Source organism: Williamsia sp. SKLECPSW1 (assembly GCF_054332755.1).
Window position 1 is genome coordinate 1,490,930 of sequence record NZ_JBTGLI010000001.1, and the last position, 24,969, is coordinate 1,515,898.

Annotated in this window: 26 protein-coding genes; 17 read left to right on the top strand and 9 right to left on the bottom strand. The window is 67.8% G+C overall.

Annotated elements, in window-relative coordinates:
* Positions 1-4: 4 nt before the first annotated feature.
* The 3 genes from ACXVUM_RS06685 to ACXVUM_RS06695 are packed head-to-tail and all read right to left on the bottom strand — an operon-like array spanning position 5 to position 5,759.
* Positions 5-3,415, bottom strand: a complete 3,411-nt coding sequence (locus tag ACXVUM_RS06685) for an ATP-binding protein (RefSeq protein ID WP_458521050.1) — start codon at positions 3,413-3,415, stop codon at positions 5-7.
* Positions 3,412-4,248, bottom strand: coding sequence for a DUF4194 domain-containing protein (locus tag ACXVUM_RS06690; RefSeq protein ID WP_458521051.1), 837 nt, complete (start codon positions 4,246-4,248; stop codon positions 3,412-3,414). The genes ACXVUM_RS06685 and ACXVUM_RS06690 overlap by 4 nt, the downstream gene beginning before the upstream one ends.
* Positions 4,245-5,759, bottom strand: a complete 1,515-nt coding sequence (locus ACXVUM_RS06695) for a DUF3375 family protein (protein ID WP_458521052.1) — start codon at positions 5,757-5,759, stop codon at positions 4,245-4,247. Before ACXVUM_RS06695 ends, ACXVUM_RS06690 begins: the two co-directional genes overlap by 4 nt.
* 311 nt (positions 5,760-6,070) lie before the next feature.
* Here ACXVUM_RS06695 and ACXVUM_RS06700 point away from each other — a divergent pair, with 311 nt between their 5' ends.
* From ACXVUM_RS06700 to ACXVUM_RS06715, 4 genes are all read left to right on the top strand, one after another.
* Complete coding sequence (locus ACXVUM_RS06700; RefSeq protein WP_458521053.1) at positions 6,071-6,229, top strand: hypothetical protein; 159 nt, start codon at positions 6,071-6,073, stop codon at positions 6,227-6,229.
* Positions 6,230-6,415: 186 nt separating this feature from the next.
* On the top strand, positions 6,416-7,045 hold the full coding sequence (locus ACXVUM_RS06705) for a superoxide dismutase (RefSeq protein ID WP_458521054.1): 630 nt from the start codon (positions 6,416-6,418) through the stop codon (positions 7,043-7,045).
* 139 nt (positions 7,046-7,184) lie between these two features.
* Positions 7,185-7,721, top strand: a complete 537-nt coding sequence (locus ACXVUM_RS06710) for a peptidase (RefSeq protein ID WP_458521055.1) — start codon at positions 7,185-7,187, stop codon at positions 7,719-7,721.
* 115 nt (positions 7,722-7,836) lie between these two features.
* Positions 7,837-8,583: a TMEM165/GDT1 family protein gene (locus ACXVUM_RS06715; protein WP_458521056.1), complete on the top strand. Its 747-nt coding sequence runs from the start codon at positions 7,837-7,839 to the stop codon at positions 8,581-8,583.
* Here ACXVUM_RS06715 and ACXVUM_RS06720 read toward each other — a convergent pair.
* On the bottom strand, positions 8,529-9,062 hold the full coding sequence (locus ACXVUM_RS06720) for an XRE family transcriptional regulator (RefSeq protein WP_458521057.1): 534 nt from the start codon (positions 9,060-9,062) through the stop codon (positions 8,529-8,531). The two genes, ACXVUM_RS06715 and ACXVUM_RS06720, sit on opposite strands and share 55 nt — an antisense overlap.
* A 197-nt stretch (positions 9,063-9,259) precedes the next feature.
* Entirely contained in the window at positions 9,260-10,960 is a 1,701-nt protein-coding gene (locus tag ACXVUM_RS06725) for a TM0106 family RecB-like putative nuclease (RefSeq protein WP_458521058.1), read from the bottom strand.
* Positions 10,961-11,126: 166 nt separating this feature from the next.
* Between ACXVUM_RS06725 and ACXVUM_RS06730 the strand changes: the two genes are divergently transcribed.
* From ACXVUM_RS06730 to ACXVUM_RS06745, 4 genes are all read left to right on the top strand, one after another.
* Positions 11,127-11,822, top strand: a complete 696-nt coding sequence (locus ACXVUM_RS06730) for a DUF6474 family protein (protein ID WP_458521059.1) — start codon at positions 11,127-11,129, stop codon at positions 11,820-11,822.
* 62 nt (positions 11,823-11,884) lie between these two features.
* Positions 11,885-12,469 (top strand): hypothetical protein, encoded by a 585-nt coding sequence (locus ACXVUM_RS06735; RefSeq protein WP_458521060.1) that lies wholly within the window; start codon positions 11,885-11,887, stop codon positions 12,467-12,469.
* 69 nt (positions 12,470-12,538) lie between these two features.
* On the top strand, positions 12,539-13,174 hold the full coding sequence (locus tag ACXVUM_RS06740) for a YcnI family copper-binding membrane protein (protein WP_458521061.1): 636 nt from the start codon (positions 12,539-12,541) through the stop codon (positions 13,172-13,174).
* The gene (locus ACXVUM_RS06745) at positions 13,171-13,698 is read left to right on the top strand and encodes a copper resistance CopC family protein (protein WP_458521062.1); all 528 of its coding nucleotides are present in this window, start codon (positions 13,171-13,173) and stop codon (positions 13,696-13,698) included. Before ACXVUM_RS06740 ends, ACXVUM_RS06745 begins: the two co-directional genes overlap by 4 nt.
* Positions 13,699-13,749: 51 nt before the next feature.
* Here ACXVUM_RS06745 and ACXVUM_RS06750 read toward each other — a convergent pair whose 3' ends face one another.
* Entirely contained in the window at positions 13,750-14,325 is a 576-nt protein-coding gene (locus ACXVUM_RS06750; RefSeq protein WP_458521063.1) for a hypothetical protein, read from the bottom strand.
* 161 nt (positions 14,326-14,486) lie between these two features.
* Positions 14,487-15,107: an MFS transporter gene (locus tag ACXVUM_RS06755; RefSeq protein WP_458521064.1), complete on the bottom strand. Its 621-nt coding sequence runs from the start codon at positions 15,105-15,107 to the stop codon at positions 14,487-14,489.
* Between the two features lie 285 nt (positions 15,108-15,392).
* Between ACXVUM_RS06755 and ACXVUM_RS06760 the strand changes: the two genes are divergently transcribed.
* On the top strand, positions 15,393-16,445 hold the full coding sequence (locus ACXVUM_RS06760) for an IS110 family RNA-guided transposase (protein WP_458521065.1): 1,053 nt from the start codon (positions 15,393-15,395) through the stop codon (positions 16,443-16,445).
* A 160-nt stretch (positions 16,446-16,605) separates the two neighbouring features.
* On the opposite strand, the gene ACXVUM_RS06765 is transcribed toward ACXVUM_RS06760, so the two are convergent.
* On the bottom strand, positions 16,606-17,118 hold the full coding sequence (locus tag ACXVUM_RS06765) for a DUF305 domain-containing protein (protein ID WP_458521066.1): 513 nt from the start codon (positions 17,116-17,118) through the stop codon (positions 16,606-16,608).
* Between the two features lie 206 nt (positions 17,119-17,324).
* Positions 17,325-17,717: a DUF6153 family protein gene (locus ACXVUM_RS06770; RefSeq protein ID WP_458522806.1), complete on the bottom strand. Its 393-nt coding sequence runs from the start codon at positions 17,715-17,717 to the stop codon at positions 17,325-17,327.
* An 801-nt stretch (positions 17,718-18,518) separates the two neighbouring features.
* Here ACXVUM_RS06770 and ACXVUM_RS06775 point away from each other — a divergent pair.
* The 8 genes from ACXVUM_RS06775 (at position 18,519) to ACXVUM_RS06810 (ending at position 24,966) form a co-directional block, all read left to right on the top strand.
* Positions 18,519-20,033, top strand: coding sequence for a multicopper oxidase family protein (locus tag ACXVUM_RS06775; RefSeq protein ID WP_458521067.1), 1,515 nt, complete (start codon positions 18,519-18,521; stop codon positions 20,031-20,033).
* Positions 20,034-20,173: 140 nt separating this feature from the next.
* Positions 20,174-20,425: an SHOCT domain-containing protein gene (locus tag ACXVUM_RS06780; RefSeq protein ID WP_458521068.1), complete on the top strand. Its 252-nt coding sequence runs from the start codon at positions 20,174-20,176 to the stop codon at positions 20,423-20,425.
* Positions 20,426-20,504: 79 nt separating this feature from the next.
* Positions 20,505-21,671 carry a permease gene (locus ACXVUM_RS06785; protein ID WP_458521069.1) on the top strand — a complete coding sequence of 389 codons (1,167 nt, stop codon included), beginning with the start codon at positions 20,505-20,507 and terminating at the stop codon, positions 21,669-21,671.
* A gap of 154 nt (positions 21,672-21,825) precedes the next feature.
* Positions 21,826-22,236 (top strand): DUF302 domain-containing protein, encoded by a 411-nt coding sequence (locus ACXVUM_RS06790; protein WP_458521070.1) that lies wholly within the window; start codon positions 21,826-21,828, stop codon positions 22,234-22,236.
* 76 nt (positions 22,237-22,312) lie between these two features.
* A complete protein-coding gene (locus tag ACXVUM_RS06795) occupies positions 22,313-22,579 on the top strand; it encodes a metal-sensitive transcriptional regulator (RefSeq protein WP_458521071.1) in 267 nt (88 codons plus the stop codon).
* A 238-nt stretch (positions 22,580-22,817) separates the two neighbouring features.
* Positions 22,818-23,207, top strand: coding sequence for an ArsR/SmtB family transcription factor (locus ACXVUM_RS06800; RefSeq protein ID WP_458521072.1), 390 nt, complete (start codon positions 22,818-22,820; stop codon positions 23,205-23,207).
* A complete protein-coding gene (arsB, locus tag ACXVUM_RS06805) occupies positions 23,204-24,301 on the top strand; it encodes an ACR3 family arsenite efflux transporter (RefSeq protein ID WP_458521073.1) in 1,098 nt (365 codons plus the stop codon). The genes ACXVUM_RS06800 and arsB overlap by 4 nt, the downstream gene beginning before the upstream one ends.
* Positions 24,298-24,966, top strand: coding sequence for an arsenate reductase/protein-tyrosine-phosphatase family protein (locus ACXVUM_RS06810; protein ID WP_458521074.1), 669 nt, complete (start codon positions 24,298-24,300; stop codon positions 24,964-24,966). The genes arsB and ACXVUM_RS06810 overlap by 4 nt, the downstream gene beginning before the upstream one ends.
* Positions 24,967-24,969: the final 3 nt, after the last annotated feature.

Below are 24,969 nucleotides of genomic sequence, written 5' to 3' on the forward strand. Positions count from 1 at the left end.
CCCGTCAGCCGCCTGCGCCGCCGCGCGCCTCGGCGATCTCCCCGAAGGTCGCCGACCGCGCGTCCGACCGCGCAGCACCGTCGGACCCGGTTCGCTTGTCCACCAGGATCACCTGGCCGATGAACGGTTCGACGATGCCCGCCATGCGGATCGGGGCGGCGATGACGAGCTGGAACCCGAACTGCTCGAACGCCCGCAGGGATTGCGAGCTGAACGTCTCGTCCGACTTCGAGAACGCCTCGTCCAACATGAGCGGCGCGAACCCCGGACGGTGATCCTCCGGGGTACCGAGCGAGAAGCTCAGGGCCGCGGCCAGACAGAACGCCACGAGCTTCTCCTGCTCGCCACCGGAGTTGGTGGCGGTGTTCCGGTAGGTGTGCACCGGCGGCGCGTCGGGCGGGGCGTCGCGGGCCATCTCCTTCCCGTAGAAGAAGAAGCTCGCCCGCACGTCGAGCACGTTGTCGCACCACCGACGTCCCTCGGCGTCGGTCGCGGTCAACCGGGTCACCAGGTTCTTGATGCGATAGAACTGCCGTGCCAGCACAGCCGAGTCGCCGCCGCGTGCGGCCGGGGCGTCGGCGACCATCGCGTCGACGATGCGCCCGAACTCCGCCGCCTCGTCGGTCGGCGTGTGGTGCACGGCGATCTGCAGATACGTCCCGGTGTTGAAGTCGACGCGCTGCAGACCGGCGTTGACCTCCGCGATACCTCGCCGGATGTGCTTGACGGTGTCGTTGATCTCCTTGTACAGGTTCGACACCGAATGCGAGATGTCCGTGGTGATCAGCCGACGGAACCGCTCCCGCGTGGAGGCGAGACCGTGTTCGACGAGACCCGCGTGCATGGCGACGAGATCCGGGGCGCCGGCGATGTCGGCGGTGACATCGGTTGCCGCCGAGGGCCACTCCCGCAGGAACGCCTCGGTGGCGCGGACGATCCGATGCTCCGCGTTGTCCCTGTCGGCGTCGGCCTCGGCCTGCACCGACTCCAGCGCGTTGCGCAGATCCGACCGCACCTCCCCGTACGTCTCGATCGTCAACGTCTTGCCCGTCTCCCCGAGCGTCCGATCGAGCACCGACGTGAGGTACTCACGGTCGTCGTCGGTCAGCGTGTCCGCGTCGTCACTGTTCTCCAACTCGGCGAGCCACCGGTCCCAGTCGGTCCCGATGTGGCGCAGCTGATCGTTGATGGCGCCCACCCGCGCGACCGCCTCCCGCCAGTCGGCACGCGCGACCTCGACCTGTTCCTCGAGTTCGGCCAGGTCGACCCGGTTCTCGCGGACCGCGTCGATGCGACGGCTGAGCTCGTCGGCATCGCGCTGCACCGACCACCAGTTCAACTCCGCCCACGACGAGTACCCGGCCAGGGTCTCCGCCGCCTTGGCGCGATCGCGGTTCTCGTCCAACAACTCCCGCACATCGGTCGACGCCCGGCGGGCCTCCTCCAGGCGGGCGGCGAGACCCACGAGCGCCTGCTGCAGCGCGGCCCGCTTCCCGTCGGTGTTGGTCCCGAGGATCCACTGGGTGCGGTCGTCGACGCGACGACGGTCGTCCTTGCGGAACCGATCGCGACCCGCCTTCACCAGACCGGCCGGTGTGACGGCGACGTCATGGTCGTCGAGATCCACCGGGGAGTCGACGCAGACGTGTTCCGCGGCCCGCGTGACCACACCGGTGAGCCACCCCGCGGCGGGATGCGACCGGTCGACGACGATCAGCGCCGCGAGGGTGCCCGCCGTCGGCGCGACCGGATCGACATCCGCGCGGTAGGTGCGGTATTCGAGCACCCCGCCGAGGTCGGTCCGGTCGACGAACGCCGTGACCTGTGCGCGGTGCTCGTGCGGCACCAACAACGTCAGCCCCAGTCCACGCAGCACCCGCTCGGCGGCACCCGCCCACCGCGCCCGATGCTCGTCGACGACCTCCATCAGTTCGGCCGCATACGGCAGATCCTGGGGCGACAGGCCGGTTCCGGTGGCGATGGCGTCACGCTGAGCCAACGCACCGGCGGGCAGCAACGACCGTCGGGCGGTCAGGGTGGTGAGCTCGTCGACGACGGCGTCGTGCTCACGTCGGGCGTCGGACTCGGCGGTGAACACCGCGTGCGCGCGGGCGGCCAGCGACTCCGCGGCCTCGGTCGCGGCACGACCCAGCGCGGGCGCCCGGTCTCTCAGTGCCGCGAACTCGTCTGCGGTGGTGGGTGTCTGCTCGCCGAGACGACCGACGACCGTCGCGTACCGCTCGTAGGCACGGTTGCGGGCGGTGATCTGCTGCTCGAACGCCTTGAGTTCCGACTCGAGGGTCGTCAGCTCGCCCTTGTCGACGGTGAGCTGGTCGCGCAGCGACGTGTGGCGCGCCTCGCGGTCGTCGGCGATGTTCTCCCACGACGCGACCTCGTTGTCCAGCGCGGTCCGCTGATCCTCGATGGCGTCGAGCTTGGCGCGCAGCAGCACCGCGCGGTGCTCGCGCATGAACGCCCGCATCGGCGGGCCCAGCAGCTCACCTGCGCGTGTGGTCGACTGCTCGGCACCGCGGTAGGCGTCCCACGCCTCGGGGATCGGACGCAGCACCTTCTCCTGCGCGTGTGCCCGAGCCGCGGCCTGGTAGGCCTCGTCGAGCTGGGTGAAGTTCTCGATCAGCCGCTGCGCCTTGGAGTAGGTGTCCGGGCGATCGAGCATGTAGGTGCGGATGAAGAGGTTGAGGTCGCCGACGTTCTTCATCGCCTTCGCCTTGCCCATGAGCGACAGGGCCGCCGACGAGGCGCCGATCCCGACCCGGCGGCGGAGCGCCTCGGAGTACGCGCTCTGTACGTCGAAGCAGGCGACGTCGGGATGCGCCGCGCGATATCCACGGATGTCGAATCCGCCTGCGGCCCAGTCGTTCAGATCGATCAGGTCCATCTCGCCGTTGTGCAGCTGATACCACGATCGCAGGCTGGCGCCGTCATTGCCCGATCCCGGGAACCACTTCACGGCGACCGCCGTGGTCACCGACCCGGCACCGTTGTCGTAGGTCGCGGCGATCGCCGACCAGGTGGCACCCGACCCGCGCAGGTACTGCACCTGCGACTGGTTGTACTCGTCGTCGTTCTCCGCCCACGCGCCACGCACGTAGTCCGCCATCGACCGGGCCGCGCGCTTGGCGCCCTTCGCGGAGAGATCGGCCGAGGCGTTGAACCCCTGGTCGTACGTCGGCAACAACACCACCGAGTGGCCGTCCATGAGCGACGACTTGCCCGAGCCGGACGGCCCGGTGAGGAGCACCCCGCGTTCGTCGATGGGGAAGTCCTTGTACCCGTGGAAGGTTCCCCAGTTGACGAGCTGGATCCGGGTCAGCCGGAACTGACCGATCGCGACGGTCCGGCGCCCGGTGCGCTCGGTGGCGACCTGTGTCGGCGCATCGAGTGTGTCGGTCATGCCTGGCCCTCCCCGGCGGTGGCTCCGGTCGTCGCGGGGTCCTCGGACGAGTCGGGATCGTCGGACGTCTCGGGATCGAGTTCGGTGATGTCGGGTCCGCCGCCGGCGAGACGTCGGTAGGCCTGCGTGTAGGAGTCGATGGTCTCGGGAGTGAGCAGTGCCGCGATGACACCATGCACGAGGTACCGGTCGGTGCCCGGGATGGTACGGATGACCTTGCGGCTCTCCAGGACGTTGATCGCGGCGTCGATGCGCCGGGTGAAGCCGGCCTCGTCGGTGTCGCGCACGGGCTTGTACGTCATCAGGTGGTCGACCATCTCGGCCCGGTCGACGGTGGTCGACTCGTCCACGCTCGTCAGGTACTTCTGTCGCAGGAACAGCACCAGCACCGACGCGGCGAGGGTCAACGTCGACGATCGGAGGATGGTGCGCTGACGGGGGTCGGCGTCGGCGACCTGTCGGGTGAAGGCATAGCGGCGTTCGACGTCGAGTTCGAGGACGAGGTTCAGCTCGGACAGACGCGACCGGATGACGGTCTCGTTGGCCTCGATGGCACGCCAGTTCCGTGACCGGCCGCTGACATGCGCCGCCGAGATCAGTTCCTGCAGGGCGTAACACACCGGGGCCGGGAGTTCCGAGGTGTCGCCGTCGAAACGGGGCGAGACCGGGCCGGAGGTGTCCTCCCCCACCGGGTCGCCGCCGTCGAAGGTGAAGTGCGAGAGGTCGACCGAGGGTGACGCGTCGGCCTCGGGGGCGTCGACGAAGAGGTCGTCGGTGTCGTCGGGCGCGTCGCCGGGCTCGCCGGCCAGGACGTCGGTGTCGTCGGTGGTCATGCGTCTCCCTGGGGATCGTCGAGGAGGTGTGTCGCGGCGCGCTGCGTGGGCGTCGGCGCGGCGATCACCTCCCGGAAGGTCATGGCGGGCAGCGCGATCGAGCGCAGTCCCCGTGAGGTGTGGGCACCGACGACGACGCGTCCCGCGTCGGGGTCGATGGTCCCGTGTTGCTGCGCGAGCGACCACACCCCGACGACGTCACCGACCCGGGGGGTGTCGATCTGCGCGAGCACGTCGTGCAGGTCTGCGGCGCCCGCCCCCACCGCACGGTTCACCGCGGCCGCGAGGTGCTGCCAGTCGATGGTCTCGCTGCCCACCAGTTCCGCCGGGTCGATGTCGATCTCACCGACGGTCGCCTCGACGTCGTCGGGCAGTTCGACGACACCGTCGTGCAGGGACAGGGCGCCGACGGAGTTGGCGTCGACGACGGCGATGGGGAGCGTGACCCCCAGATCCTTTCCTGCCGAGACGTTCTCGAACGCGGTGGCGGCAGCGCGCTGCGCCTCCGCGATCTGCTCGCGCAGCGCTCGGTGGTCGAGGAAGTCGCCGCCCTTCACGAAGGTGTTGATCCGGCGGTAGACCTGTCCGCGGATCTCGTCGACGCGCTGCACCTCGTCCCACATGCGATCGATGAACCGCGACAGGGTCTGCGCCTGATCACGGGGCAGGTCGGGCAGTCCGTCGAGGATGGCCTCGATGTGCCCCTCGAGCGCCTCACGGAGACGATGATCCGAGACCAGGGTGTAGAAGGCGTCGAACGCACTGCCCTCGGGCGACCGAGCGAGCTCGTCGTGCCCGTCGAACATGCGGTTCAGTGCGTCGGCGTAGGCGCCGGTGCGTTCGTCGAGCCCACTGGTCAGCAGCGTCCGCGAGTTCTCGCGCAGCTTCTCGCCGTAGCCGATGATGTCGGCGGGCATCCGCTCCGCGAGCGACGTCACCATCCGGATGTCGTCGCGGATCCCGCGGGCGTCGACGGCGGGGACGGCGCCGGCGGCCAACTCCGCACGACGAGCGGTCAGCTCGGCGATCTTCACGTCGATGTCCCGCAGGTGTTCCGACGGGTCGGGGTTGATCGCGACGGCGATGTCACCGAGGCGGCCGATCACCATCTGCATCGTGGTCTCGGTGGCCACCGACCGGTCGTGGCGGACGGCCTGGACCTGCGTCAGGGCCGTGGTGGCGCCGCGGGTCAGGTGATAGCGCTCCATGTCCCGCTCGGGGTCGAGGGTGCGCGCCACGTACCCGTCCCGGACCCACCGGTCGAGCAGTTCCTCCGGGGTCGGCACAGGCTGGTCACGATCGGTCCAGTGGGACGCGAGGTCGGCGAGGTCGGCACGCATGCCCTCGACGAGGTGGTCACCGTCGACCTGTCCGTCGCCGAGCCGGGCGGCCATCAGGGCGAGGGTGACCATCGCCGACCGCGAGCGCAGCAGCTTCAGCGTGACGTCGGCGTCGGCGTTCTCGGTGAACGCGGCGTACAGCTCCGCCGACCGCGCCCCCTGCCATTCCACCCGCGCGACACTAGTGGCTCCGTCGCGCCGACCCGCCCGACGGGCCGGGGCCTGGGGACAACCTGTGACAGGCGTGGTCCGTGGGGTGCGGGCGAGGGGAGTTCCGGGAGATGTCACCCGCCGCGGTCGGTGGCCGATACGCATTCTCGCCACGAGGATTTGTGATGGTTCGCCGCCGTGCCTATAGTGGCGCTCAGGCGGCCAGATGTGACAGTTCTCACTCATCGGTCGGGAACACGGACCGCCGGACAGGAGTCGCGATCGCCTCGGCGACGCGGTGCGCGAGAGTCGACGACGACAGGAGTGCTGTGGTGGCAGCCCACACCCACGACGATCCCCCGGCGGGGTTCGGCCGTCGCGCCCGCGCACTGCATCGCGACGAGAACCTCGACGTTCGGGGTCGCTGCGTCTCGATCGGCATCAGCATCGCGCTCCTCGCGGTGGTCCTCGTCAGCCTCATCGCCATCTGAACGACACCCGGTCACGCTCTTCTCGGATCGCCTCGGCGACGGTGTCCGCGCGGCGTAACGCGCACCGCGAACCTCGACCGCGCTTGAACTCTGTCGGCCCCCGGGCCGATCGTTGCAATCGCCGTCACGCTGGGGAAGGCTGGTGGAGTACAGCCGAAAACATGTCAGCAGAGGAGAGGTACCACCGTGGGTGAATACACCTTGCCGGATCTCGATTACGACTACGCGGCGCTCGAGCCGCACATCTCCGGCCGGATCATGGAGCTGCACCACAGCAAGCACCACGCGACCTACGTGAAGGGCGCGAACACCGCCCTGGAGAAGGCCGCCGCGGCGCGCGAGGACGGCACCATCGCCGACAAGGTGTTCCAGCTGTCGGCCAACCTCGCCTTCCACCTCGGCGGTCACACGAACCACTCGATCTTCTGGAAGAACCTGTCGCCCAACGGTGGCGACAAGCCCGAGGGTGACCTCGCAGCCGCCATCGACGACCAGTTCGGCGGCTTCGACAAGTTCCAGGCGCACTTCACCGCAGCCGCGACCACGCTGCAGGGCAGCGGGTGGGCGATCCTCGGCTACGACACCATCGAGGGCAAGCTGGTCATCCAGCAGCTCACCGACCAGCACGGCAACACCTCGGTCGGCCTCGTCCCGATCGTCATGCTGGACATGTGGGAGCACGCCTTCTACCTCGACTACCAGAACGTGAAGCCGGACTACGTGAAGGCGTGGTGGAACGTCGTCAACTGGGCCGACGCCGCGGAGCGCTTCGCGAAGGCCTCGAGCCAGGGCAAGGGCCTCATCGTCCCCGCCTGACACCGCACCCCTTCGAGACCCCCGACGGCCGTCGCCGTCGGGGGTCTCGTCGTTCACCGCCCCGTCACACGCTCTCAACACCGACGTTTAGCACTCGACTCCTCTTGTCTGCCAGCGCCATCGCACGGCAAGGTGAGCCATGGACAACACCGCACGTCACTCCGTCCCCATCGGTCTCGTGCCGTTCCACTCGGGCGGCGAACTGCGCGGCATGCTCATCTCCGGCCGCTGGCCCGACACCACCCTCGAGTGGTCGCAGACCCTCGTCGCCTCGGTCCGCATCGCCTGCCGACCCGGCCTGCTGCGCACGACGACGGTGTTCGGCGTCATCGAGGACCGCCCCGAGTCCTGCGATCCCGACACCGTCGGGATGATGCTGTCGATCGGCACGGTCACCGGCACCGAGTTCGTCGAACGCGGTCAGTCGCTCGGCACACTCCCGGCGCTCGTGATGTTGCATCCACCCTCGCAGACCCGTCCGTCGCTCCCCGAGTGCTCCGAGGTGGCATCGGGGTGCGTGCTGCTGCCCGGCGTACCGGAGCTGGGTCTGGACCACCGCGCCGGCTGGGCGGAGGCCGAGGCCGACGGGACCGTGGTCACGCTGCGCAACGCCATCGGGGTGGACCCCGGCGCCGACCCGGACACCGCTGTGCTGGCGATGGTGCTCGCCGCGTAGTCCCACATCCACGTTTCAGGGCGCCCGAACTCGAACGAAAAGGTGCTCCCAACTGCGCTTTTGCGCCTCGGGGAACTGTTGCGACGTCAGGTGAGGGTGCCCTAGCCTCGGCCTCATGGTCACCGCATTGCTCATCAGCTTCGGCGTCGTCTTCGTCGCCGAACTGGGAGACAAGTCGCAACTCATGGCGATGACCTACGCCCTGCGGTACCGCTGGTGGGTGGTGCTCGTCGGGATCACGATCGCGACCACCGCGGTCCACGCGGTCTCCGTGGTCGTCGGCCACTTCCTGGGCCTGTCGATACCCACCGACCTCATCTCGATCGTCGGCGGTCTGGCGATGCTGGTGTTCGCCCTCTGGACCGTGCGGGGTGACGAACTCGACGCCGAGGAGCAGACCAATGCCTCACGGACGGGCGCCTCGGTGCTGCTGGCCGTGATGTCGTCGTTCTTCCTCGCCGAACTGGGCGACAAGACCATGCTCGCGACCATCACGCTGTCGACCGACCACAACTGGCTCGGCGTGTGGATCGGGTCGACCGTCGGGATGGTCGCGGCCGACGCGCTCGCCATCGTCGTCGGCATGGCCCTCGGCAAGCACCTGCCGGAGCGCACCATCGCACTCGGCGCCGCTGCGTTGTTCGTCGTCTTCGCCGTCTGGCTGCTGACCGAGGGCATCACGACAGCACGGAGCACGCCGGTCACGATCGGAGCGGTGACCGCAGCGGCGGTGATCACGCTCGTCGGGACCCGCGTGGTGATCGTGACCCGCCGTCGCCGGCGAGAGGCGGTGCGGCGGGCGGACGATCAGCTGACGGGCGAGGCAACCACCCGGAGCGACGACCGCGTCTCGCCTGCATAGGCCGTCGCCAGGTCGGCGAGATCGTCGGGCTCCGCGGGCAGACCCTGCTGGACCCGCAGCACCTTGATGAGCTCGCGGACGATCGTGACCGAGTCGCTGGACAAGCCGGCCAGCATCAGCGCGGTGCGCTGGACGTCGGAATCGGCTTGGAGACGCAGCAGATCGATCTGGTCCCGGGTGCGCTGCGCGGCCCGGTCCTCGAGGAAGTAGTGGACGTCGACACCGAAGGCGGCGGCGATGCCCTCCACCGTCCGGAACGACGGCGACTTCGCCTTCCCCGAACGCAGCTGGCTGAGGTAGGACTCCCCGAGCCGGAAACCTCGTTCGGTGGAGCGGGCCGCGATCGCCTTGGCGCTGTACGCCCGGCCGTTGGGACCCGGCACCGTGCGGAACAGCTCCTCGAGCCGACGCGCGAACAGCCCCGGCTCGGGCCCCTCGGACTCGGCGAAACGAGACGCCGGACGTGACTCCCCTGACATGGACTTCTCCCCCTGGATGTGGCGCCTGCGGTGTGGACGGACACGGCGCCTGTCACTCCGCCCGTCGCACCAGGCCGACCGACACCTCCCCGCGTCGGACAGACCTGTAGCCGAAGGATAGACGACAGGGCACGCACGCGCTCCATCTCGGATCGGTGTCGAAGCACCGTTGTGGACTCGGTCCCAATCATCGGCGGTCAGGGCTGGAGATCGTCACGGTGCGGGACGTCCTGCGCCGCACGTGCGTCGATCCACTCCCGGAGCACCTTGGTCGCCCAGACGTCGTCCTCGTTGTATCGCAGGATGCGATCCCGGGAGGCGAGGTCGGGCACACCGCCCTCGAACCCGACGGCGAGTCGGTACCACTCCATCGACGCCTCGCCACCGGCCTCCGGATCGCGCCACCCGAACCCCGCGATCGGCGCTATCCGCTTGAGGCCCTTGCCCTGCGGGCAGATGAAGCCGTCACCGACGGCCTCGTAGACGTCGACCCATTCGGGCGAGGAGATGAACGCGGTCACCTCGTCGAGCGGTGGGATGCCGGGCATCCCGACGAACCGCCGGGCGGATCCGATCAGCCATCGGTTCTCCGCCGACTGGGAGTAGCAGTACGCCGCGAAGGACTTCCCGGCCGCGGCGGCCCGCGCGCGCTCCCCACTCAGCCACGCCCAGAACTCGGCGAACGACCGGGCCTCGTCGGACGTGGGGACGGGATCCCACGTGGCGAACGGGCGGTACACGACCGGCACCGACGGATCCGTCCGGTCGGTCAGCAGCGTCCCCCACAGGTAGGCGCCGTCCTCGCCGTGGCTCTCCATGTCGACGTCGACCTCGATGTCGGCGCGTGCGACCGTCGGTCGCTCGACCCGCCGGACCAACGGCACGCCGGCCAGCCAGGCGCGTGCGACCGTCGTCGCGTCGGTCAGGTCGCCCCCGGGGAAGTCGGCCGCCACCTGCTCGGGGGCATCTCCCCGGGCCAGGTCGTCGACGGTGGTGATCCCGGCCGCGCGGAGTACGGATGTCTGGCTGCCGGTCACGACGAGGCTCACGTCGTGGGCGTCGACGAGTTCCGGCCCGCAGCGCGCCCACCACCGACACGATCGGCATTCGCCGATCCGGCTGGGAGCGGTCCCGATCACACCGGTGGCGATGTCGCGCCGGAACCGCAGAGTCGCGTCGTAGTCGGCGAGGGGATCGGGCGGCGCGGACGTGTCGGTCCCGTTCGGGGCCAGGGGGGCGCGCAGGTCGTGGACGAGGATGCAGTCGGCGTCGAGTCCTATCGTCCCGGCGAGTCCGACGGAACTCGCGACGCCGGCGTGTTCGAGGAGCCGGGTGAGGTGCGCGACGCGCAGCACGTCGCGGCGGTGGCGTCGCACCGAGCGGGTGGGGTCGGGCGCGGGCTCCCACCGTCCCAGCGGACTGGTGACGGCGGCTCCGTCGGTGTCGCCCACAGTGATCCGGTGGTTGACGACGATGACGGGCACGTAGCCGTCCCCGACGTGGACCAGCGCCTCCGACGACCCCCGCCGGCCCGCGGTCCGGTCGTCGGGGAGTGTCGCGTCGAGGATCCAGGGCACCCCGCGAGCGCACGCGGCGAGCGTCGCGGCGACGCGCTGCGCCGCCGTCTCACCGGACACCGTCACCACGGCGTCGGCGCTCTCGGCATGCCGGTCCCGCACCATCTGCGCGACCCGTCGACGGTGCAGGGCGGCCGCCTCCTTGCGACGTGTCGCCGACGGATCCTCCGCCGGGACGGCGGCCTCGTCGAGCACGGCGGCGGCCACTGTCGTCTCGGCCACGACACCCGCGTCGAGGGCCAGGCGGTGCTCGCAGCCGGCGAGGTCGCGCGCGGTCAGCACCGGGACGTGCGTCGCCGTCGTCGTGCCGATCGCGTCCACGCTCGTCGTCTCCCGTCCTGCCCGACCCCGGGCCTCGTCGCCCGTCGGATGCGCTCCTCCTGCTCCGGAGGTGATCTTCTACCCTGGGACCGACAGCTGTCACCACCGCGCCCGCTCATGTCCCCGTGCCGTGACGTGCGCGCACCGACCCCGGAGGTCATCCGCCATGGGCCTGCTCACCCCCAGCCGTACCACCCGCGCACAGCGGAGGGCGCAGGCGAAGGCCCTGAAGGCGAAGGCGAAGCTGGAGGCCCGCCTGGACTCGCGGGGTCAGCGTCGCGAGCGCAACGCCCGTCGTCGCCACGAGAAGAAGATCGTCCGCAAGCAGATCAAGGCGCAGCGCAAGTCCGACGAGACCGCCGCGAAGATCGCCTCGGAGACCAACAAGGCCACCGAGAAGCTCGCCGAGTCGCGGATCGAGCTCGCCCGGAACGGCACCACGCTCACCCCCCGCAAGATGCGCAGGTACCTCTCGATCGCGAAGGTCGCCTCACCGATCGTCGTGCCGCTCGCCTACCGGGGCGCGACACTCGCGCGTGAACAGCTCACCGTCTGGGAGGCCAACCGCGCCGGCGTGCCCGTCGAGGAACTCGCGAAGTACAGCGGCCACGGTGCCGCGCTCTCGGCGCGCATAGCCGGGGCCGAGAAGTCGGTCGCGACACTCGCCGGCACCCGCGACGCCGGTGCGGAGACGAAGAAGTTCGTCTCCGCGATGACCGACCGCCTCAGCGACCTCACCGCCGCGGTGGGGGCCGCCGAGCGGATGCCCGGGTCGCGTCGCCGCGCGGCACACCAGGCGATCTCCCGTGAGCTCACCGGCATCGAGACCGACCTGCTCGCCCGGCTCGGGGTGCGCCCCTGAACGACCGGGCACGCGGAGCGGTCGACCTCGACAGACGGGTCCGTGCGGGAGCCGTCGCCGTCGTGGTCCCCGCCCTCGGTCTGGCCGCGCACGGGGTGGCCTCGGGGATGATCCCCACCCCGCCGGCGATCGCACTGTGCCTGGTCGTCGGAGTCGTCATCGGCGTCGTCGTCGACGTCGTCACCCGCCTGGGCCGCGGTGGATGGCCACTGCTCATCGGGATACTGAGCATCGCCCAGGGCGCGGCGCACGTGGCGCTGTGCGTAGGCCACGCCGACCACGCCGGGTCCATGGCGGTAAGTGGTCCGACGGCCGGTGGGATGTCCTCCGGGCACGAGATGCCCGCCGGCGGCGGCGTGATCGCCCACCACCTGCACACCCTGCTCGCACCGTGGTCGGCCGACGGGGCCGCGATGGTGCTCACCCACCTCGTCGCGGTGCCTGTCACCGCTCTTCTCATCGCCCTCGCCGCCGCCGTGACCGGTGTGGCCACCTCGGTGGTCGCCGCCCTGCGCGACCCCGGCCCTCGGCTGCGGCCGCCCCGGACCCCCGCGCTGCTGGTCCCCACCGTCGTCGCCTGCCCGCGCATCGACCGCGCGGCGGGGCCCGGCGACCGCGGACCACCGCGTCTCCTCGCTTCGATCTGATCGGCCCCGGGACCTCCTCGGGGTCACACACCCGCGCATGCAGCGCACACAGGACCACGAGGAACATCCATGAACACATCACTGCGCACCATCGGTGCGGTCGCCGCGACGGCCGCCACCGTGGGTCTCGCCGGACTCGTCGCCCCCGGCGTCGCGTCGGCGCACGTCACCGCGAACGGACCGGGCCTGATCCAGGGCGGCTACGGCGTCATCACGTTCAACGTCCCGAACGAGACGGCCACCGACGCGACGACCACGAAGCTGACCGTCACCCTGCCCAACCTGAAATCGGCCCGCCCCGAGGCGGTCCCGGGCTGGCAGACGACGGTCGCCAAGGACGGGAACGACCAGATCACCTCCATCACGTGGCAGGTGGCACCCGGGAGCGCGGGCATCGCGCCCGGCGGGTTCCAACGGTTCGCGCTCAGCGCCGGACCCCTCCCCGAGAAGTCGACGGTCAGCATGCCCGCCGTGCAGACCTACTCCGACGGAGAGGTCGTGAACTGGGATCAGCCGCCGAACCCCGACGGGTCCGAACCCGAACACCCCGCTCCCGAGCTCCGGCTCGCCGCCGACGAGTCGTCGACGACGGCCGGCGCGGACGACTCCGACACCACTGCCCGCTGGCTGGGTGGCGTCGGTCTGGCCGTCGGTGTCGTCGGTGTGGCCACCGCCGTGTTCGCGCTGCGCCGGAAGTCGTCGTGACCGCTCGGCGCGTCCCGATCGTGACCGTCCTCGTCGGCGTGCTCGTCGCGCTGACGGTGGTGTTCGCCGGGCCCGCGTCGGCGCACTCGACATTGGTGTCGTCGGATCCCGCGAACGGCTCGAGTGTCGCGACGGGCCCGAGCAGCGTGACGTTGACCTTCAACGAGGCGCTGCAGGACACCTACGACGCCCTCACGGTGGTCGGCCCGGACAACCGGTACTGGCAGTCCGAGGGGAAGGCGCGCGTCGAGGGACCCCGGATCTCGGTGGGCCTGCGGCCGCTCGGCCCGGCGGGTGAGTACCGGATCAACTACCGGGTCACGTCAGCCGACGGCCACCCGGTGAGCGGTCAGGTGCGGTTCACGCTCACCACCGCGGGGACCGGCACTCCCGGCGCCTCGGCGTCGGCGTCGACCTCCGACGACGGGGGCGTGACCTGGTGGCCGTACGTCGTCGGTGTGGTGGTCGTCGTCGCGATCGGCGGGACCGTCCTGCTGGTCCGCCGACGCTCGGCGGACGTCTGAGACGCGGCGGCGGGTGGGCCTTCCCCGGCCCACCCGTCGCCGGTCGACCCGTCAGCTGGGGCAGCTGACGGTGTAGGACCAGTTGGTGTCGACACCGCCGTAGACGCGGACGAGCACCGAGTCCGCGACGCCGGCCGGGATCGCCACCCGAGCCGATCCGACACCCTGCCCGGGTCGGTTGTTGTCGCCGACGTATCCCGTGTCGTAGACCTGGCGCCCCTGGTAGCTGACAACGATCCGATCGGGCACGTTCTCGGTGTCATAGGACAGCTGGAAGGTCGCCGGCCCGCGGCGGCCCAGCCGGTGAATCGTGTCGGTGATCCCGTCGTGTCCGGACTGCGTCGACTGGTTGCACCGCTGGATCTGCGGCGGGCCCGACGGACCGGCCAGCGGACCCGAGGACCCCAGACCGATCTGGTCGAGCAGGCCCGCGATCTGTCCCAGGGCACCGCCGGTCGCGCGATCGGCCTCCGCGCTCCCGGAGTCGAGGGCCCCGAGGATGTCGCTGCTGCCCGGCGGGTTCGGCGCAGGTGTCGCGCCCGCCGGCGCGCACAGTGCCGACCCGGCGCCCACCGCGATCGATGCGGCGGCGATCGCCACCCCGGCCCGCAACCGTCGATGATCCATGAGAGAACTCCTCCACTCGCGAGCCCTGGGCGGGCCCGACATCGTGACGCTCGCAGTGGACCTCCCGTGCCCGCGTCCCCCGTCCGAAGGATCCTTCGCGGATTGGTCCGAACAGATGCCGGTCGTTCAGGGGACGGCGGCGTGATCGCCGGACGGCCTCGCTATGCCGCCGGTGTGGCGGGGCAGTTCGGGAGCAGGAACGCCAGGGCGGCACCGACCACGGTGAACCCCGTCGCCCACCAGAACGCGTGGTGGAACCCGGCGACGGTGTCGTGTCCGGCGGTGACGGATGCCTCGAGGACGACCGCCAGCACCGCGGTGCCGAACGATCCGCCGACCTGCTGGGCGACGCGGGTGAGGACGCTGGCGTCGGGCATCTGGCCCGGGACGAGGCCCGTGAACGACACCGTCATGATCGGGGTCATCACCATCCCCAGACCCATGCCGCGGACCAGGAGGACGAGCAGCAGCCACCAGGTGGGTGTCGACGTGCCCGCGAACGCGAACGGCACGGTGGCGGCCGCCAGCACGACGAACCCGATCAGGGCCACGAAGCGCGGCCCGATGTCGTCGGTGAGGCGACCACCCAGTGTCCGGGACAGGAGCGCTCCGACTCCCTGGGCGATGAGGATGAGGCCCGCGCCGAGGGCGCTCTCGCCGCGGAGCTCCTGGAAGTACAGCGGCAACAACAGCATCGAGCCGTAGAGCGCGATCGCCATCACCACGAGGGACAGTGATCCGACGGCCAGCGGCCGATGGGCCATCAGACGGATGTCGAGCAACGCGCGGCTGCCGAGCCGGACACCCGACTTGTATAGACGTCACGCCGGGTGTTCGAACTGACGGGTTCTCTAGCCTGGCGTAGGAGACCCGGTGGGTAGCTCGTGCGATTCCTGTCGTCCCACACCGTTGGGGCTGGCTTTGGCTGGGTTGTGCTCCCGCTGGGTCTCTGTCTGTGGTCTGGCTCAACACAGGATTGGTCACGAAACGCCGGCATCAGTGACTGGAAGTCGGATTGCCGACCACAGATCACCCTGCGCGACGTTGACTAACGAACGGAGCTCGCGATGATCGTAATAGGTATCGACCCGCATAAGCGCTCACACACCGCCACCGCAGTCGATCCTGGTACAAACCAGGATCTCGGGTCGCTGCGGATCCCTTCCACCGCTGGCGGGTACGCGCAGCTGACTGAGTGGGCTGAACAGTGGCCGGATCGGCTGTGGGCCATTGAGAACGCGAAAGGGCTGGGCCGCCATCTCGCCCAATGGCTGATCCGGGTAGCCGACGCACATGTCGTCGATGTTCCTCCTACTGCAACTGCACGCGTGCGGCAGCTATCTCGGGGTGGGCAGCGAAAAAACGACCGTATCGATGCCGCGGCGGCAGCCTGTGTGGCCTTCACCCAGGGCGACTACCGGCGAGTAGACGCCGAAGACATCACCGACGAACTACGTGTGATTGCGGAACGCCGGACCGACGTGATGGTCCACTACCGGCGGCTGATCAACCAGCTCCACGCACTGGCCCGCGAGATGATCGCCGGCGGCGTCCCCACCACCAGGGCAGTGGAACGCATCGTGGTCCAGATCCGTGCCCACCGACCGATCAGCCCAACCGACCAAGCCCGCCACGACGTCGCGATGGAGATCGTCGGGGATCTACGTCGGGCACGGTTTCAAATCGACCACCTGACCGAACAACTCGCTGCCATCGTCGAGCGCTCGCAGACGCGGTTGCCCGAGACCCGCGGGTTCGGCCCCGTGACCACCGCGATTGTTCTGGCCCGGGTGGGTGATCCGTCTCGGTTTCGGTCCGAAGCTGCCTTCGCCGCATTCACCGGAACCGCACCGATCGAGGTGGCCAGTGGCGATCACTCGCGCCACCGCCTTTCCCGCGCAGGCGATCGCCAACTCAACTCGGTACTGCACTTCGCCGCACTGAGTCAGCGCCGAAAACACGGTTGCGACGGTCAGATCTACTACCAACGCAAAATCGATGAAGGTAAAACTCCCAGAGAAGCGATGCGATGCCTCAAACGCCAGATCTCCAAACGAGTCTGGCGAACCATCACCACCGACCTCAGGCCACCACCAGGCAACCGCAACGTCGCTGCGTAATCGAATTCTGCGGCCGACCGCCAGAAAACCCCCCGACGGTGGCCGACCGGCGCACGTCATCGACGACAACCCTGGGACAGGAGAGGCGGCGCGGTCGGGCCATCACCTGCTGATGACCCGACCGCGCGGACCGGTTCAGTCCGTACAGGCCGGACTGGCCTCAGCTCTGCCCAAGCATGGTCCGCATCTGGGTGATCTCGGCTTGCTGGTTGGTGATGATGGACCGGGCCAGGGCCTTGGCATCGGTGTTGGTGCCGGAGGCGGTCTCGGTGTTGGCCATGGTGACCGCACCGGTGTGGTGTTCGATCATCATCTGCAACCATTCTCGGTCGAACGCTGTGCCCGACAGTTTCTGCAGCGAAGCCATCTGATCGGGCGACATCATTCCCGACATCGCCGCGTGATCGCCTGACGGTGAGGGGGCGGGCTGACCGAAGTCCTTGAGCAGACCGGCGATCTTGGTCATCTCGGGGCCCTGGGCCTTGTCGATCGCGGTGGCCAACGCCAACAGTTGCGCGTTTTGCGATCGCCCGGGTGCGAGTTTGGCCATCTCGACTGCTTGGGCGTGGTGGGGGTACATCATCTGCAGGAACGTGACGTCAGCGTCAACGAAGTCGGTGCGGGTCGCAGAGGACGGCGCCGCAGAGCCGCCGCCGTGGTCCATACCGGCCATGCCCGAGGACGCCGACGAGCTCACACCCGAAGACCTGGACGAGTCGTCGGTACCGCAGCCGGCGAGGACCAACACCAGGCCGGCACCGAGGGTTGCTGCGCCCAGAGCGGCGCGTCGAGAAGGAGAGGTGGACATTGTTGTACTCCAAAGGTTGTCGAGAATGGGTAAGACGGCATAGCCCGACCACTAAAGGTCGGGTCTACCTGTCAGACCCGCAGGATCGACAACTCAGCGAGGGACGGCGTCAACCATGGTGGTGCGCGGTTGCGTGCGCCGGTGATCCAGTACACGCACGGCAGGACCGCGGCGAAGCCTGTGACACCCAGTCGGGCGACTAGAGCGAGGGCCAGTACTGCGGCGGCAAATGCGGTGATGAGGAAAACGCAACCGTGGATCATCGCGTGCTCACCGCAGGACCGCATCCCCGCGTGGTGCAGCTCGCCAGCCGCCGCGGCCTGCTCCATCACCGCGTGACCAGTGTGTGCGGCGGGACTGGCGGTGGCGGTGGACGCGGGCTCCGGCATTTGTGGATCCGAGCAGGAAACCAACCCGATGTGCATCAGCACCACCGCACCTAGCAACGCCACCAACCCCGACATCCGTACGGCAGCAGCCGCACGTCGGGGCAGGGGCGAAGGGATCACCGGTTCAGTCTATCGCCGTGCTAAACCCCTGGCTCGGTACCCCCTAGGGGTATATACTCAGTTGGCCGAGCCATTCCGCATGCGGCAGTCCACCCCTGCGATAAAGCGGCGAACCCCGGCATGTGGCTCCGGCGGCACTGGAGATCGTATACCTATGGGGGTATATTCCCAGCGGTACGGATGAGTCCTTGGTTGGTCGCGGAAGGAGGAGCGCATGCACCGCATCTCCGCTTCTCGTGGGGCGATGGTCACCGGCGTCATAGGCATTGTTGTGCTGGCGCTTGTTGTGTTGCTGCGGCTCTGTTGCTGCAGCCCAATAAACGCGGGCCACACCATGCCGGATGGCCAATCCGGTGTCTCGGATCGGCCGACAGTGGCCACCGCTCTGGCTGCGTCGGCACCGTCAGATCGCCATGATGTGGCCTCGGCGGCACCGGTCGCGCACTGCGCGGATTCATCGTCCTGGGATCTTTCGGCTCCTCCGGTCGCATTTCATGATGACGCCCCTATGGGCGTGGTCGTGGGCGTCGCCCCACAAATCAGCATCACCGCGCGAGTCGCATGGTCGTCCTGGCCCGGGCAGCGTCGAGGTCCACCACCAACCGGTGTGCAGCGTTTACGGCTGAAGTGTGTGCTCCAGGCGTGAGCTCGAGTCTCGGTGGTGTCTTCACGACGTCGCCGGTCCGAGTTCATTCCCCACGGCACTAGCCCACCCAGCGGGGTTGGGGCTGCTGTCGCAGAATCCTGGAGTAACACATGACAAGTTCACAACACCCGAAACCATCCCTGAGCAGGCGAACCTTTCTTGGTGCCGCCGTCGTCGGCCTGGGCGGTACAGCGCTAGCGGCCTGCTCGACAGGGTCGACGCCCAATCCCCGCGCCCACGATGTTGATATGTCCGCGATCAATACCGCCGAAGCCCGTCGTCCGCACACCGGGCGCACGGTCACACACGCCCTGACCCCGCGGCGAGTTCAGCTCGACCTCGGTGGACCGCTCGTCACATCGTTTGCCTACGACGACGGCGTTCCCGCGCAACCGATCCGGGCCAACGTGGGCGACGAACTCGCGATCACCGTCCGCAACGAGATGGGTGAACCGACATCGGTGCACTGGCATGGGATCGCGGTCCGCAACGATATGGACGGTGCCGCGCCAGCGACGCCCGACATCACCGCAGGCGGGTCGTTCACCTACCGGTTTTCGGTGCCAGATTCAGGGACATACTGGGCGCATCCGCACGTCGGGATGCAAACCGATTTCGGTCTGTACGCGCCGTTGATTGTCGATGACCCTCGTGAGCGTCACGATTATGACGCCGAGTGGATCGTCGTCCTCGATGACTGGACCGATGGAGTCGGTCGTAGCCCCGGCGACATCCTCACCTCGCTGCAGAAGAACGGCATGACCATGGGCGGTGGTATGTCGATGGGCGGATCCAGCAGCGGAATCGGTCAAAGCGCTCTTCTCGGTGGTGATGCCGGTGATGTCGCCTATCCGCTGTACCTGGTCAACGGGCGCATCGAGAACGCACCCACTACGTTTACCGCCCGACCGGGACAACGCATCCGCGTCCGCATCATCAACGCCGGTGCCGAGACGGCGTTCCGCGTCGCGCTCGGGGGGCATCGGATGACAGTGACTCATACCGACGGCTTCCCGATCGTCCCGACCGATGTCGATGCGCTTCTTATCGGTATGTCCGAGCGTTACGACGTCATCGTCACAGCTGGGGACGGGATCTTTCCGCTGGTTGCCGCACCCGAAGGTAAGACCGGGCTGGCCCGGGCGCTGCTGCGCACCGGGTCCGGCGCAACACCCGCAACAGGTAGTCGACCAGTCGAATTCGACCGCCAGGTCGGCACGGTGGATACGTTTGTTGCGACCAGTGCGGCCACTTTGCCGCCCGCGCGAATCGACACCGAGCTCTCGGCGGATCTCGGCGGGGACATGAGCACGTACCGGTGGACGATCAATGGTCGTACGTTCGATCAGATGCAGCCGGTGATGGTGGACAACGGGCAGCGGGCGCGCATGACAGTCACCAACAACACGATGATGTGGCATCCGATGCATCTGCACGGGCACACCTTCCAGGTCCGCCGCCCCGACGGCACGCCGGGACCACGCAAAGACACCGTGATCGTCCGGCCGATGCAACGTGTCACTGTCGACCTCGCCGCAGACAACCCTGGCCAGTGGATGCTCCACTGTCACAACGGCTATCACCAGGACGCGGGAATGATGACTCGATTGGACTATCACGTCTAGAGAAGAGCCGCGGTACAGCGACGCTGTCGTCCCGCCGCGCATGACCCGATGGCAAACGGCGCCGAACACGAGGCCAAAGCCTCTACCTCCGGCAACGCCGCACCGCCACACTTCCCGGTGACAAACAAAGGAGCTTCATCATGATGTATTGGCAGGACAACAATTCAAGCGGCTGGGGATTCGCTGTGATGATCATATCGATGGTGCTGTTCTGGGCCCTCATCATCGGCGGTATCGCCCTCGCAGTCCGCTACACGCGTCGAAATCCGTCATCGGTCCACAGCAAACCCAGTGCCGAGGACCTGCTCGCGGAACGCTACGCCCGAGGCGACATCGACGATGACGACTACCACGCGCGGCTGAGCACCCTGCGAAAACACGCCCCACACTGATCACACGGCCCAGTGGGTGCTGCATTGGGCCCACACCGACGACCTCATCTGACAACCGCACTTCACCTGAGGAAATGACATGCACGCAATCGAACACGCACTCCGCCTCGTTGGCTCCATGACCTGGGAAATCCTCTGGGCGCTCATATTGGGCTTCCTGCTATCGGCGGTGGTCCAGGCCGTCGTACACCGGGCCACCGTCGTCCGGCTGATGGGCGATGACAGCCCGCGATCACTCGCAGTCGCGACCGGCTTCGGGATGGCATCGTCGTCGTGCTCCTACGCCGCGGTCGCTCTCGCGCGATCGCTGTTTCGCAAGGGCGCCGACTTCACCGCCGCGATGGCCTTTCAGATCGCCTCGACCAACCTCGTCATCGAGCTCGGGGTGATCCTGCTGCTGCTGATGGGATGGCAGTTCACCCTCGCCGAATTCATCGGCGGACCCATCATCATCGTGATCGTGGCCCTGCTGTTCCGCATGGTGCTGCGCGCGAAACTCGTCCGCGACGCTGCAACACAGGCCGACAAGGGCGTCGCTGGATCGATGGAAGGCCATGCCGCCATGGACATGTCGGTACAGCGAAGCGGCAGCTTCTTCCGGCGCCTGGGATCCCCAGAGGGAACAACCTCGGTCGCCCACGTCTTCGTCATGGAATGGGCGGCGATCTGGAAAGACCTCGTCATCGGACTCTTCATCGCCGGAGCACTCGGCGCCTGGGTACCCGACTCGTTCTGGCAAGGCCTGTTCCTCGACGGCCACCCGCTTCTCGCCGCGATATGGGGCCCGTTGATCGGGCCACTCGTCGCGATCGTCAGCTTCGTCTGCTCGATCGGCAACGTCCCACTGGCAGTGGTCCTGTGGACCGGCGGCATCAGCTTCGGTGGCGTCATTGCGTTCATCTTCGCCGACCTGCTTATTCTCCCGATCCTCAACATCTACCGCAAGTACTACGGCGTGAAGATGACGCTGGTCATCGTCGGAGTTTTCTACATCGCGATGGTCATAGCGGGATACATCATCGAATTGCTCTTCACCCCAACTGGACTCACCCCCAGTCGCAACAGCGCACACCTGCCCGACGCGGGCATCACCTGGAACTACACCACGTGGCTCAACATCGTCTTCCTCATCATCGCCGCGATCTTGGTGTGGCGCTTCATTCGAACAGGGGGCCGCGCCATGATGTCAATGATGGGAGGGGCGCCCGACAGCAGTCACGCCACCGCCGACCATCACACGACGTAGCACGGAGACGTAGCACAACCGTGAACGACTGCGCCGCACAAGGACACCAGCTCGGATCATCTCTCATCCCTCGACCCTGCATACCCCCAGGGGTATACAGTTACAAAGACACGCACCGCTTGCCACAGCAGTACGACCACATGAAGGAGCACCCATGAATCTGGGACTGACCACCACACTGACCGACACCGATTTCGCCGACGCCAAACAGAAAGTGACCGCCGCCCTCGCCGATCAAGGGTTCGGCGTCCTCACCGAGATCGACGTCCAGGCGACGCTGAAGAAAAAGCTCGACGAGGACATGGAGCCCTACACCATCCTCGGCGCCTGCAACCCCACCCTCGCCCACCAGGCGATCGGGGTACAGCCACAGATCGGAATGCTGCTGCCCTGCAACGTCGTCGTCCGCGCCGACACCTCCGACACCACCGGCCGGTCCATGATCGTCGAAGCGATGAACCCCGGCCTGATGGTCTCGGTCACCGGCGAAGCCGGCCTCGAACCAGTCGCCGCTCAGGCGTCGGAACTACTCGGCAACGCCATCGCCGCACTCGACAACAACTGAACCACCGTCGGATCCACCCCCCGGGCCGTGTATGCCCCCGGGGGTAGACTCGTCGGACACGAAACGGGAGGACATCATGACCGGAGACGACGAAACCATCGCGGTGGTTCTCAACCGGCTACGCCGCGCACACGGCCAACTCGGCGGGGTGATCTCCATGATCGAAAACGGCCGCAACTGCAAAGACGTCGTCACCCAACTCGCCGCCGTCTCCCGAGCCCTCGACAAAGCCGGCTTCAAAATCGTCGCCACCGGCCTCCGCGAATGCATCACCGGAGACCCCGAAGCCAAAGAACCCATGACCGAAGAAGAGCTCGAGAAGCTGTTCCTCGCCCTCGCGTAGCGAGGCCTGTCCCATTAGCTCGGCCACTATCGTGTTCACCCTGTTTGTCGAAGCTTCGCCTCCGACGAAGTCGGTTCCAGGGAGGACGGGGGTGGCGCAGCAATCTGGTCGGCCGAGCGGCGGCGCGATGACCGGCCAGGCTCGGGATGGCCGCGGCTGAACGTCACACATAGCCGAAGCCAGCCTGTTTACGGACAGTTCATTTGACGGTTGGTTAGAACAACGTCAATATAGACATATGTCTAAACAACACCTGCAAGGTATGGACGCAGGCGAATGCTGTTCGCCGTTGATCCGAGAACCGCTCAGCGCTGATTGGGCTGGCGACCTGGCCACAATGTTCAAGGCGTTGGGTGACCCGGTCCGGTTGCGGTTGTTGAGTCTGGTGGCCAGTCATGAGAACGGTGAGGCGTGTGTCTGCGATATCTCCGACACCTTCAATTTGTCGCAGCCCACGATCTCGCACCACCTCAAGGTGCTGCGCGGGGCCGGGTTGTTGGACTGCGAGCGCCGCGGAACGTGGGTGTACTACTGGGTGATTCCAGCGGCTCTGCAACAGCTTTCAGCTGTGTTGAGCGCGACTGACCCCACCGCCAGCGATGCGGCGACCGCGGCGGTGCACGCGTGAGCACCACGACGAACACCTCCGATGCCCCAGCGGTGGTCGGGAAACTCTCGACGCTGGATCGGTTCCTTCCGGTGTGGATCGGCGTGGCGATGGTCGCGGGCCTACTGCTGGGCCGCGGGGTCCCCGGTCTGAACGACGTGCTGTCGAAGATCTCCGTCGACGGCGTCTCCCTGCCCATCGCAATCGGGCTGCTGATCATGATGTACCCGGTGTTGGCGAAGGTCCGCTACGACCGCCTCGACACCGTGACAGGCGACAAGAAGCTGCTGCTCGGTTCGCTGGCCCTGAACTGGATTCTCGGCCCTGCGTTGATGTTCGCCCTGGCATGGCTGTTCCTGCCCGACCTGCCGGAGTACCGCACCGGTTTGATCATCGTCGGCCTCGCCCGGTGTATTGCGATGGTCATCATCTGGAACGACCTCGCCTGCGGCGACCGCGAAGCCGCCGCGGTCCTAGTCGCCATCAACTCGGTGTTCCAGGTCGTGATGTTCGCCGTCCTGGGCTGGTTCTACCTCTCGGTCCTGCCCGGCTGGCTCGGCCTCGAGCAGACGAACATCTCCACCTCGCCGTGGCAGATCGCGAAATCGGTCCTGATCTTTCTCGGCATCCCACTGGTGGCGGGCTTCCTCTCTCGTTTTCTCGGCGAGAGGACCAAGGGCCGCGACTGGTACGAATCGAAGTTCATTCCGCGCATCGGGCCGTGGGCGCTCTACGGGCTGCTGTTCACCATCGTCATCCTCTTCGCCCTGCAAGGCGATCAGATCACCTCCCGTCCCTTAGATGTCGTCCGCATCGCACTCCCTCTGCTGGTGTACTTCGCTGTCATGTGGGGTGGAGGGTATGCGTTCGGTGCCGCGATGGGTCTGGGCTACGAACGCACCACCACTCTGGCGTTCACCGCCGCGGGTAACAACTTCGAACTCGCCATCGCCGTCGCGATCGCTACCTACGGTGCGACATCCGGGCAAGCCCTCGCCGGCGTTGTCGGACCGCTCATCGAGGTCCCGGTCCTCGTGGGCCTGGTGTACGTCTCCCTCGCGCTACGCAAGCGGTTCACCCCATCAACTCCACTTCCAGCACAGGAGACACGATGACGACACCCGAAAACCCCACCGATCCTGCGGCTCCGGCACTGTTGATGCCGCACGCCGTCCTGACCCGCGCCGCAGCCGATCTCGCAGAGAAGTACACCGGGGTGTTCACACCGCAGACAGTGGAACGCTACGTATTCGAGTCGTACACCGCCCTGCGCCGCACGGCCCGGGTCACCACGCATCTGACATCGCTGGCGACCCGGTTCGCCACCGACCGGCTCAACGCCCTGGCCCAAGCCCACGGCGCGGTCGCCAAGGACGTGCCGGAGGTGTTGTTCGTGTGCGTGCACAACGCCGGCCGATCACAGATGGCCGCCGCCCTGCTCGACCATCGTGCCGATGGTGCTGTGCACGTCCGCTCCGCCGGGTCCTCACCAATCGCCGTGATCAACCCGGCGGTCGTCGAGGTGATGGCCGAGATCGGTGTCGACCTCACTGACGCGTTCCCCAAACCCCTGACCGATGACGTGGTCGCAGCCGCCGATGTCGTGGTGTCGATGGGATGCGGCGACGCATGTGCGATCTACCCCGGCAAGCGTTACCTGGACTGGGATCTCGACGACCCCGACGATCAGCAGCTCGACGAGGTTCGTCGTATCCGCGACGACCTCGACACCCGCATCAGTCAGCTTCTCGCCGAGCTCACCTCACCCGTCCCCGCCTGACCC

Bases quoted from the DNA above. Each gene is read 5' to 3' on its own strand.
- ACXVUM_RS06800 (WP_458521072.1), top strand. From the start codon at position 22,818: ATGTCTAAACAACACCTGCAAGGTATGGACGCAGGCGAATGCTGTTCG.
- ACXVUM_RS06775 (WP_458521067.1), top strand. From the start codon at position 18,519: ATGACAAGTTCACAACACCCGAAACCATCCCTGAGCAGGCGAACCTTT.
- ACXVUM_RS06715 (WP_458521056.1), top strand. From the start codon at position 7,837: ATGGTCACCGCATTGCTCATCAGCTTCGGCGTCGTCTTCGTCGCCGAA.
- ACXVUM_RS06780 (WP_458521068.1), top strand. From the start codon at position 20,174: ATGATGTATTGGCAGGACAACAATTCAAGCGGCTGGGGATTCGCTGTG.
- ACXVUM_RS06740 (WP_458521061.1), top strand. From the start codon at position 12,539: ATGAACACATCACTGCGCACCATCGGTGCGGTCGCCGCGACGGCCGCC.
- ACXVUM_RS06765 (WP_458521066.1), bottom strand. From the start codon at position 17,118: ATGGCCGGTATGGACCACGGCGGCGGCTCTGCGGCGCCGTCCTCTGCG.
- ACXVUM_RS06810 (WP_458521074.1), top strand. From the start codon at position 24,298: ATGACGACACCCGAAAACCCCACCGATCCTGCGGCTCCGGCACTGTTG.
- ACXVUM_RS06685 (WP_458521050.1), bottom strand. From the start codon at position 3,415: ATGACCGACACACTCGATGCGCCGACACAGGTCGCCACCGAGCGCACC.
- ACXVUM_RS06710 (WP_458521055.1), top strand. From the start codon at position 7,185: ATGGACAACACCGCACGTCACTCCGTCCCCATCGGTCTCGTGCCGTTC.
- ACXVUM_RS06750 (WP_458521063.1), bottom strand. From the start codon at position 14,325: ATGGATCATCGACGGTTGCGGGCCGGGGTGGCGATCGCCGCCGCATCG.
- ACXVUM_RS06770 (WP_458522806.1), bottom strand. From the start codon at position 17,717: ATGTCGGGGTTGGTGGCGTTGCTAGGTGCGGTGGTGCTGATGCACATC.
- ACXVUM_RS06730 (WP_458521059.1), top strand. From the start codon at position 11,127: ATGGGCCTGCTCACCCCCAGCCGTACCACCCGCGCACAGCGGAGGGCG.
- ACXVUM_RS06720 (WP_458521057.1), bottom strand. From the start codon at position 9,062: ATGTCAGGGGAGTCACGTCCGGCGTCTCGTTTCGCCGAGTCCGAGGGG.
- ACXVUM_RS06760 (WP_458521065.1), top strand. From the start codon at position 15,393: ATGATCGTAATAGGTATCGACCCGCATAAGCGCTCACACACCGCCACC.
- ACXVUM_RS06790 (WP_458521070.1), top strand. From the start codon at position 21,826: ATGAATCTGGGACTGACCACCACACTGACCGACACCGATTTCGCCGAC.
- ACXVUM_RS06795 (WP_458521071.1), top strand. From the start codon at position 22,313: ATGACCGGAGACGACGAAACCATCGCGGTGGTTCTCAACCGGCTACGC.
- ACXVUM_RS06690 (WP_458521051.1), bottom strand. From the start codon at position 4,248: ATGACCACCGACGACACCGACGTCCTGGCCGGCGAGCCCGGCGACGCG.
- ACXVUM_RS06785 (WP_458521069.1), top strand. From the start codon at position 20,505: ATGCACGCAATCGAACACGCACTCCGCCTCGTTGGCTCCATGACCTGG.